This is a genomic window from Candidatus Kurthia intestinigallinarum (genome assembly GCF_003991225.1).
GTDB lineage: Bacteria > Bacillota > Bacilli > Bacillales_A > Planococcaceae > Kurthia > Kurthia populi.
The window spans coordinates 1-1,004 of sequence record NZ_JTFC01000113.1 but is presented as its reverse complement, the minus strand read 5'-3'; the positions used below and the strand labels follow the sequence as shown (position 1 = coordinate 1,004).

The 1,004-nt window shown below is 34.2% G+C and carries 1 pseudogene; it reads right to left on the bottom strand.

The annotated features are described in order from the left end of the window. Positions 1-512: 512 nt before the first annotated feature. Positions 513-1,004 (bottom strand): annotated as a pseudogene (locus tag QI30_RS20630) (site-specific integrase); the annotation flags it as partial.

Below are 1,004 nucleotides of genomic sequence, written 5' to 3'. Positions count from 1 at the left end.
ATTAGAGAAAAGGGTTATTTTTTCTCTAATGTGTTTAATTAAAATTTCTGCATCTTTTGGCGAAAGTGTAATGTGATTATAAATGTCAGCATCAAAATGTACATTTTTGCTCACTTAAGCATTTACATTTACGCTCAAATTACATTTCTCTATTCATGTTTATGAATAATTACAACTTGACATGGAGACGTCTACTCGCACGATTCGGTAGCCAGAAGCCTGCTATAATAAGGGGTGGCTGACCGAACAAAGCTATCATGCTCGTCCCTCCAAGTAAAGTTATAATATATAGGGGGAATTAAAAATGTACATGTTTAAACGAGCGTTTTTGTACGTACATAAAAGCAATTTTTTGAGCATCATAATAAGTGTAACGTCCTTTTTTCTCCCCTATTAATTGGTATTGCTCAAAAATCCTTCGAAGTTGAAGAGGGCTAATATCATATAATAAAATTTGCACCTCTCCGAAATTTAATTTTTCGTTAAGATTCTCCATTTCAAACTCGCCCCCCTTATAATAAAATTCGGAAGTTATTAATAGCGTCTTGTACAGTACTTAGCATAGTATGTTCGTCAACATAATGAAGCGCAGAATTGATATTTCTATCACCACGGGCCAACGCAACTTGAGTCGCGCTCAGGCCTAAATCTAGTAGTATATTTGTAAATATGCCTCTACCAATGTGCGTGGACCAAGTATTAGAAGTTAAAAGTAAATAATCTTGTTGATTGCCACTTTTGAGAACTGATTCTAAGAAAGCATCTTTAACCTTTTCAAAACGTCGAGAATATGTCTTACCAGTGATTGAGCCTTTCGTTCCAGAAGAGATAAATAGAGCTGGAGTGTTAGCCCCTTTGATTTTCGAAGTAACTTTTTTATGTTCTTCATATAACTTTTTTATTAAACTTGGACATAATACTACTTGATCTCTTTGGGTTTTCACTTGATTATCAGAAGTGTTTAAAGCATCGGGAAATAGTAATTTTTGATTGTCCCTTATTTC